Source organism: Aneurinibacillus thermoaerophilus (genome assembly GCF_900099925.1).
Taxonomy (GTDB): Bacteria; Bacillota; Bacilli; order Aneurinibacillales; family Aneurinibacillaceae; genus Aneurinibacillus; species Aneurinibacillus thermoaerophilus.
The window spans coordinates 1-7975 of the sequence record NZ_FNDE01000062.1; the positions used below are offsets into that span (position 1 = coordinate 1).

A 7975-nucleotide genomic window follows, 5' to 3' on the forward strand; every position below is an offset into this window, starting at 1 on the left:
TGTTTCCCTGTTTTTGGGTCTAAAATTGGCTTGGTTAAATCGGGGATTTCATCGAGCCAACTTTGTTTTTTATATGTCATTCGCCTTCACCTCGACAAAAAATTCAAACCCAATTAAAAAACCCTTATCGTTTTTTATAACGTTAAGGGCAGTGTTGGCTAGTGTATTGCCTTTGTTGTCCATTAGTGATGCACCAAGAATTTGTTTTCCCACAGCTTCTGTCTCTTTTACATAAACGTATTTTCGTACAGAGCGACCAGAAATAATCGTATTGTGTATCGGATACTGAATAAGTTCCCCAGATATATTTACTAGAGCATGATCAAAACGATCACTTGCGTCTTGAACAATATAATCAAGCAATAGCGGTTGAATAATGCCTGCCATGTATTATTCCCCCTTTTTCATTGTAATTTCAAAACCGGTAATTGGACCATCTACACGGTGATAATATTCATCACCATAAACAGAAAATGATTGACTGAAAATTTTCCCTGATATAGATGTTGTCATGGGTACATCTAAGCCACATATAGGAAAATCTATTGGGTGGTTGTAGGCGTTAAGGGAGACAACAATGGCCTCTTTTTCCTTGTTTTTAGCTTGATATTGATGCGCTAAATGTCCAAGTTTATTTCTTCTGATATATTCTTCAGCAACATCAAAATTAATAACCTTGTCTGTATTCTGAAACTCATATATGACAAGAAAATCATGAAAAAAAGGAATGATATTTACGGGAGTTTTTAGCAAGTAAGACATAGCAGCTTCAAATTCTTCTGTATTTGTTGGTCCACCCCGCTCCCATTTCCGAACTATAATGCGTCGCCGACGTTCCTCAAGCGTTAACTTCTCACCGTTGCTTAGCCCTAGCAATCGCTCTTTTTCTGCTAGCGTATCAACAGAGTTTTTTGTCAGCCGTTCCGCCTCTATTTTTTCGATGATTCTTTCCCCTTCTTTAATCACGGCCACGATGGCATTAAGCAACCGCTCCATATCGATGCCGCTAAACTTAAACCATCGCTTGGGAAAGTAGCTTTTAAGCTGTTCTTTTAACGCATCCATTACACCACCTCAGTAAGCGTGTATATTCCAGGTAAAGCTAGCTCTCCGCCGCTCAACGGAATATCCTTCGCTGGAGCATCCAAAGTGAAATTAAATACCCCTTCTATATCATTGATTGCATTACGCAACTTATTTGTTCGTACAATAAGCACTTTATTCTCCGCTTCGATGCAAGCATCAAGAGCTTTTTTAATTTGCGGAAGAATAGTAGAGAAGGTAAAACCGGGCAACAGTTTGATTTGGGCTGATACATCGACATAAATGGGGGTTGGTGCTTTAACGAGAACACTACAACCACCAGCCGGAATTTTTTTGTTTATGAACGCTTGTACTTCATCAATAAGCTCCTGAGTTGGAAGTCCGTTGGTTCCGGTAATCAACAAATCAAGCGTACCGTTTCCGCGCGCTAATGGGATGCTACGGGCAGAAACTACACCTGTTATTTGTTTGGCCCATATAGGATAATCAAATTCCGTACCGCCTTTTTCACGGTTTTGAATATCTTCGATAAGCCGTCCACGTAGTGTTTCATCATCCTCTTTATCCGCGCCCTCTTCCACCAGTTCAACAACCTCAATTGTATCTACACCAACCATGCCAGGATGAACCGTCGTTCCGGCAGAGAGGTTTCCTATTTTTCCCTCAATCGAACACTTTGCTAATACATATGTACTTGTTTGACCGGCAGGAATTACCGGTATATCAGGCTCATCCTTTGTCGTTATAACATAAAAATCAATAGCTGGCATATCGCCTATAGCTTGTGTCGTAATAAGAGAGCCGACCGGAATTGGTGTATCAACAGATGCAGGAGATGAACGCTTGGCATTAAAGCGTACGATAGCCTTTTTAGCCAGCTTTCTTCGTACAATCGATGACCATTCTTCGCACTGCTCATCTAAAGCATCACCTTTCGCTGTGAAAGGGCTATGATCTTCATGTACAGATTTAGCTGCCATGATTTGGTCATATACCATATCCCGCGTTCCTATTGCGATATGTTTGACAAGCCACTGGTCGTCCAATTCCTCGATTTTAGCGCCCTCGCCAATCAATACATTCACAAACTTTTGCATGAGTTGGTCGGGTGTTGGAAACTCAATAGCCATTACGTCGCCTCCTCCAACACAAGATCAAATGTGATATCTTGTACGGTTACTCTTGCTGTGATGATTACGACATCATCTTTTCCCACCTCTACCGTTACGCTTTGTACATTGTCCACGCGCGGGTCTTGCATGATAGTATCCCGCACTTCCCCTTCGATTTTTTGGATTTGAGCAGGTGTCATAGACTTGGAAAGCATGCGATAAAGATTCGTGCCATATTCAGGGTAATAGATTAGTTCGCCTTTCTCACAAAGCAACCGCAAATATAATTGGTTCCGGATATTTTCAATTTGCGACATGGTAGCAATCTCATTGCCTACAAATTGAATATCTCGCTTTTTCACATCATAAAAGATGTCAGTTCCGGTATAGACTTCATTTTCATTGGGTTCGTTCATTGTATCACCCCAGTTATTACATATTTGAGCGGTCCCTCTTTTTCGTTGACTACTGGTACTAACAACGCTGTTTTCCCAACATCATTGATGGTAATGGGAACGGTTGTCTGGCATTGCATAGATTTTCCTTTGATTAAGACCTCAATCGGGGCATGATTTGTGATTGTGGCAGTTCGGGGCAACCGGATGCCGATGGGAATGACAAGACTTTGCCCGTACGTCCCTTCCGCTGGAATCACAAAACATTCTTGTCCGACATGCACATCTTCTACATCGATTAAGAAAGGAAGCCATCCGAGTTCTTGCTCCGATGGCTTTAAAGTGGGAATGACTTTCTCTGCTTCCGGTTTTGAGCTTGTAATTTCAGCTATACTTGGATTCCGCATTATCCCACCTCTTTCATTTTGTTTCCAAAGCTTATTGTTGTGGTAATTCCATCTTCTAACGTTTCGCTGTAGCGAACGCGAGTGACATAATAAATTTGTGAAAGCCCCAATCCTACGCCATATAAAGCGATGCGGCGGTCTGTATCCAGGTCTACATAGCGCGGAGTAAAAATCTCCCCTGTTATGTCGCATTTTGTTAATTCACGATATATGGAACGAATACGAAGACGGACCTGCTCTTGAGAGAGCCCGGTTAAAGTGTATCTTTTTATGAGCGCTGTTTCCGATTCGTCATTTGATGCACCTTTTTTATTTTCTTTGGGGGTACGCGGGTAATATTCGATAATCGTGCGACCTTTATAGTAGGAGCGCCCCTCTACGATAATGTCCCGGGCACCACTCATATGTCGTTTGATACTACGGACTTCACAATCTTTTCCGTATGTGAAGGGGATTGGAGCGAGCTTAAGTTCTGGGATTTGGTCGAGTGGTCCAAAAAAACCTTCATTTCCTTTCACTCGAACCACAAATCCCTCCCATTCTGCCAGCCAGTTTAGCAGCTCCCAATCATTCATTTTTGTGTTTGCGGTTTGGGAGTCTTCCGAATATGAACCGATCTTACGGGACGTTGCTGTTACCTTCGCTTTCAGTTTGTGATAAGCAAAAATTTCATTTGCCACAGAAGAGGCTGTGCGATTCTTGATGTTGCGCGGAATTTCACGGTCAATTAATCTTCCGATTTTCCCGCGTCCTGAAATCATAACTTTTTCCTCATCAGTAAAATCCCAGTCTGGCTCATCAACAATGCCGTTAATCAATTCGCGATCCCCAATTTTAATTTGAACCGGAATATCCTTCCCGGAAATAAGAGTTGTGCTTGCTTTTGCATTAGAAGCGAGAATGCCATTTCCTCCTACATTCCATGGCGCTGTTACATCGAAATTATCCGCTTCATCAAATGCACATAAATCTACACTCCACTCTTTAAAGCCGATTTTTTGCCCAGCCAAGTACACTTCACCAAACAGTTTTTGCGTTCCGTACACAGATTGTTTGTAGATCATAGGGGGATCACCAACTTCATACCTTCTTTGATTTTGTTAGGGTTGTTTCCGATAACCGCTTTATTCTCTTGATAAATTTTTTCGAATTCGTCCGGGTCCTTGTAGTATTTCTGCGCGATTTTTCGGAGTGTTTCCCCTTTAACGACAACATGTATTATCTTTTTAGGTTTCTTTTGTTGTATGGTTTGCCGAGATACTACAGAGGATATTAGACGTTTGGCTGCGACCATAGAAGCTGTAGATGTTTTTTGAGCATTGGTAGCAGATGTTTTGGTTGAAGCTACTGTTTTTGATGGGTCGCGTTTAAGATTGATAGTGAAATCAAGCCAGTCTTTACGCACCCATAAAGGTTCGATTTTTTGCACGAAACAATAAAAGGAGAAGGTGTGGAATGAAACCTGCACACTTTCTCCTGACTGGCAATACTTTTCAAGTTTAGCAAACTTCTGATGCGCGTCTGGGCCGTCAAACGTACCTTCCCAACCATACTCTAAAACAGGAAAGAATCCACGTGGTTGGTTAATAACTCCGCCGCCAGGGAGTTTATGTGTTGCTATAACCTGTTCGCCACCCAGGGGAAAATTTTCGGGAGCAGCGAGCCCTGTCATTTTTACATCACCGATGATTAACATGCTATCTCCCCTCCTTTATTGAGACAAGCCAGGGCGATAAGAAGCATTATTTCGTTGCTTCTTTCGTTCGATTGCTTCAATAATTCCTGGTATTTTTTTAGCGAATTTAGCCAGTTCTTTTTGAACATAGTCTCCGATTTCTTCCTTGTTATTTCCGCCATTTATATTGATATCACCAAATTGAATGACAATTGGTGTTTTGCTTTGTGAAGAAGTAGAAAGAGAAAATTCTCTTTTTGTACTTTCCTCTTGTTTTTGTAAAGTAAACAGCTCTCGGATTGAACCAAGAAACGGAACGCGGTATGATGAACCAGCGATGCCACCATTAGCAAACATTTTTATGCCAATCAATCTTGCAGTTTGTTGCCATAACGAAATTGCACGAGCGCGCCTGCTCGGATGTAGCGGAATTACCATCTCTGGTTGTCCAGGTACTTCTCCTGCAATTGCTTCTCCGTTTCCTACCCATGTAGGAACTTTAACAATTCCGCCTTTACCTGCCATACCGCCATTAGCAAACTTTTTGATACTATTTCCAGCACCTACAATACCTCCATTAGCTTTCTTTTCAACATGTTTCGTAAGAGCGTATGGTAAAAACGAATTCTTTTGTGCCGCTGGATTAAATACCTCTTTATTGTCTACTTTACGAGTGACAGGTGGAGTTGGTCGAGTTTTCGGGGCTGGTGGCCCATATGGTACGCTATAATCGACCTTAACTTTTGTTTCTACTCCTTGACCAAACAATTCTTTTACTTTCTCCCAAACAGAAGTAAAGGCAGATAATAGTCCTTTTACGATGGAAGAAGCTAAAGTGGGAAGGGCTGTGAAAATGATCCAATCAAATAGCTCTCCCAATAAGCGCATCCCATCTGATTTTACCCATTCCCAAGCACCTTTTAGTAATTTGATAATGCCTACAACAAGGCCAGGCAAAGCTGTACCAAGTAACCATTGGATTAACAACCCGAACAAGCGGATGCCGTCTGTTTTAACCCAGTTCCATGCCTTTCCTAAAAGCGACATTGCCCCGGATGCTAAGTTGCTGAGCAAGGTTAATCCGTTTGTTTTAATCCAGTTCCACGCCGCCCCTGCCATAGACTTGATCCAATTCCATGCCTGTTGCATGATAGGTGGTAAAGCTTTTGCTATCACTTGGAATGTTGTTTTTATTAAATTACCAACCGCGCGGAGAACCTTTGGACCTTCAGTGGTGAATACTTTCCAGAAAGCGCGAATACGGTTTCCGCCGTTCTTTTGGATATCCATCGTGATTTTATCAATGTTTTTGGCCACGTTGGATGGATCACTTTTTCCGTCCGCCCCTTTAGATAGCCCTTTGTATAAGGCTCCACCTGCCAGAGCACCAATGGCCAACCATGGAGCGAAGGCCATAGCGCCAGCTGCTAACATGCCAATACCGCTCCCAGCCATGCCAATTCCTTTACCAATCATACGCCCAGCACCTACCACTCTTCTAGCGGTGCCGCCGATAATACCGAAACCTGTTTTTGCTGTTCCTGTTACGCCGGTTTTCACGAAGTTCATCATCTGCTGGCGACGCGTCAGAGGGTTCCCGGCCGAATCTTTTGTGCGGAACATATTAGCGTAGTGATTGGTTAATCCTGCCTTTTCCATTCGGTCTGTAACATAGTTGTTTAAGCGGCTCGCACCTTTTGCGAATCGTGAACCGGTAAAGCTATCATATAACATCTTTGCCCCAATGATTTTTCCCTCTATTCCTTGTTTAACAGGATCTACGAGCATTTTTGCTCCAATAGCATACTCTTGTGCTTTATTACGAATCGGGGTAGCCAGTGGCGCAATGAGATGGTTTTGAGCAAATGATCTCACCTGTGTTCTTGCTGCAATAATAGCCCCTCTTGCGCGAGTATAGCGTTCACTCCAAATGTTACGGTCTACAATGCGATCATCATTACCTCTTCGATTAAAAAGACCGCCACGACGCATAAGCAAGTTTCGTTGTGCATGAGTGTACATAATAGCCCCGCTTGCGTCTCGCATGATGTTTCCATTCGCATCTCGCTGAATGCGGCCACCTTGATAAGTGTAGAATTTCTGACCAAACAGCATACGGGATAGATAACTTTGCCGCGCCATAAAAATTTGCCGGCCGTTATAACGGCCCGTTTGAGTGATGTTTCGCTGTAAATCACGTGTGGAAGCAATTGTACGTCCTTCTCGCAATCCCCATCGTTCTATATCCGCTGTGTTTAATCCAAGACCTTTTTGGCGCATTGTCTGGCGCTGTCTTGCGGTTGCGAGCGAAGAAATACCCATCCCAGCCATTGCATATCCTGCGAGTGCTGAGAGTGGGGATAAGGCAGTAGCAATCGCTTGTCTCGGGTGTCTAACCGTTTCATATATTGTTTTTACTTTTTGGACTGTAGTACGGGTAGTACCAGCAGCAATCGCTCCGACTTTTCGACCGCCACTTACCGCACCTTCTTTCCCACCTACCATGGAAAACATGGCTTTCATTGCACGGAAAGCGGGAGCGGCCAGAAGTGCGGCACCTGCAGCAACAAGCAAATCGGCTGTAAGCGCAGTTGCGATTTTTCCCACGTCACCGGAAGCTACTGCTTGTACGTTTAACTCAAATAGTTTTTTTAGTCCAGTTGATAAAGCCTTTGTGATGCCATCAAGAATCGACCCACCAATTTTTAACCCAAACTCAATAGCTTTGGTTAAGTCGAAGTTTTTGAAAATCGTATCAAAAATCGATCCGATATTTTTGAAAGCTTCTTCGAATGATTGAGCAGCTTTGTTGAAATCACCATTAATCACTTGGGCAATACCACGAATTAGCGGCTCGATAACCTGTAAAGCGCCGACCAGTATATCCCCTATTACCCTACTGATTTCCTCAAGGATTCGGCGCATCTTTGGCCATATATTGCCATTTGCATCACGGAATAAGTCAAGAACAGGTTTGAAAGCATATTTGATATCTTCCCATATCTTTTTTAATAAGGGACCAACGCGTTCCCAGTTATCAATAATCACAGTGGCTAGCAAAGAGAAAGTAGTCAGCATTGGATTGAGCTTTACAAAGTCCGCCACAAATTTTGCTAGTGCGAGAGGGGCTACCCTAAACGCCGTAGCCAAAGCTGGGCCAAGTCCTGCGAGCATTTTAGGCAATCCTATAATTGCCTTCCTAAACATATCGAATCTTTTGGCCATCTGTACGACACGAGGAGGAAGAACAGCCATCGCGCCCGCCTGCATCCCTTTCATGGCAAGACCTAACGCTAAAAATGCATCTTTTGAAAAGAGTAGACCATACGCCAAAGGAGCCAG

At 43.1% G+C, this 7975-nt stretch carries 8 protein-coding genes; all 8 read right to left on the bottom strand.

Going from position 1 to position 7975, the window contains the following annotated elements:
* Positions 1-69: 69 nt before the first annotated feature.
* Positions 70-387, bottom strand: coding sequence for a hypothetical protein (locus BLR88_RS18030; protein WP_091261486.1), 318 nt, complete (start codon positions 385-387; stop codon positions 70-72).
* 3 nt (positions 388-390) lie between these two features.
* Positions 391-1065 carry a DUF2313 domain-containing protein gene (locus BLR88_RS18035; RefSeq protein ID WP_091261488.1) on the bottom strand — a complete coding sequence of 225 codons (675 nt, stop codon included), beginning with the start codon at positions 1063-1065 and terminating at the stop codon, positions 391-393.
* Positions 1065-2174, bottom strand: coding sequence for a baseplate J/gp47 family protein (locus tag BLR88_RS18040; RefSeq protein ID WP_091261489.1), 1110 nt, complete (start codon positions 2172-2174; stop codon positions 1065-1067). Before BLR88_RS18040 ends, BLR88_RS18035 begins: the two co-directional genes overlap by 1 nt.
* Positions 2174-2572 (bottom strand): DUF2634 domain-containing protein, encoded by a 399-nt coding sequence (locus tag BLR88_RS18045; protein ID WP_091261491.1) that lies wholly within the window; start codon positions 2570-2572, stop codon positions 2174-2176. Before BLR88_RS18045 ends, BLR88_RS18040 begins: the two co-directional genes overlap by 1 nt.
* Positions 2569-2958, bottom strand: coding sequence for a hypothetical protein (locus BLR88_RS18050; RefSeq protein WP_091261493.1), 390 nt, complete (start codon positions 2956-2958; stop codon positions 2569-2571). The genes BLR88_RS18045 and BLR88_RS18050 overlap by 4 nt, the downstream gene beginning before the upstream one ends.
* Positions 2958-4022, bottom strand: a complete 1065-nt coding sequence (locus tag BLR88_RS18055; protein WP_091261494.1) for a hypothetical protein — start codon at positions 4020-4022, stop codon at positions 2958-2960. The genes BLR88_RS18050 and BLR88_RS18055 overlap by 1 nt, the downstream gene beginning before the upstream one ends.
* Positions 4019-4654, bottom strand: coding sequence for a LysM peptidoglycan-binding domain-containing protein (locus BLR88_RS18060; protein WP_091261496.1), 636 nt, complete (start codon positions 4652-4654; stop codon positions 4019-4021). The genes BLR88_RS18055 and BLR88_RS18060 overlap by 4 nt, the downstream gene beginning before the upstream one ends.
* Before the next feature lie 15 nt (positions 4655-4669).
* A partial coding sequence (locus tag BLR88_RS18065; RefSeq protein ID WP_217639408.1) for a phage tail family protein occupies positions 4670-7975 on the bottom strand: 3306 nt, incomplete at its 5' end.

Bases quoted from the DNA above. Each gene is read 5' to 3' on its own strand.
- BLR88_RS18030 (WP_091261486.1), bottom strand. From the start codon at position 387: ATGGCAGGCATTATTCAACCGCTATTGCTTGATTATATTGTTCAAGAC.
- BLR88_RS18035 (WP_091261488.1), bottom strand. From the start codon at position 1,065: ATGGATGCGTTAAAAGAACAGCTTAAAAGCTACTTTCCCAAGCGATGG.
- BLR88_RS18040 (WP_091261489.1), bottom strand. From the start codon at position 2,174: ATGGCTATTGAGTTTCCAACACCCGACCAACTCATGCAAAAGTTTGTG.
- BLR88_RS18045 (WP_091261491.1), bottom strand. From the start codon at position 2,572: ATGAACGAACCCAATGAAAATGAAGTCTATACCGGAACTGACATCTTT.
- BLR88_RS18050 (WP_091261493.1), bottom strand. From the start codon at position 2,958: ATGCGGAATCCAAGTATAGCTGAAATTACAAGCTCAAAACCGGAAGCA.
- BLR88_RS18055 (WP_091261494.1), bottom strand. From the start codon at position 4,022: ATGATCTACAAACAATCTGTGTACGGAACGCAAAAACTGTTTGGTGAA.
- BLR88_RS18060 (WP_091261496.1), bottom strand. From the start codon at position 4,654: ATGTTAATCATCGGTGATGTAAAAATGACAGGGCTCGCTGCTCCCGAA.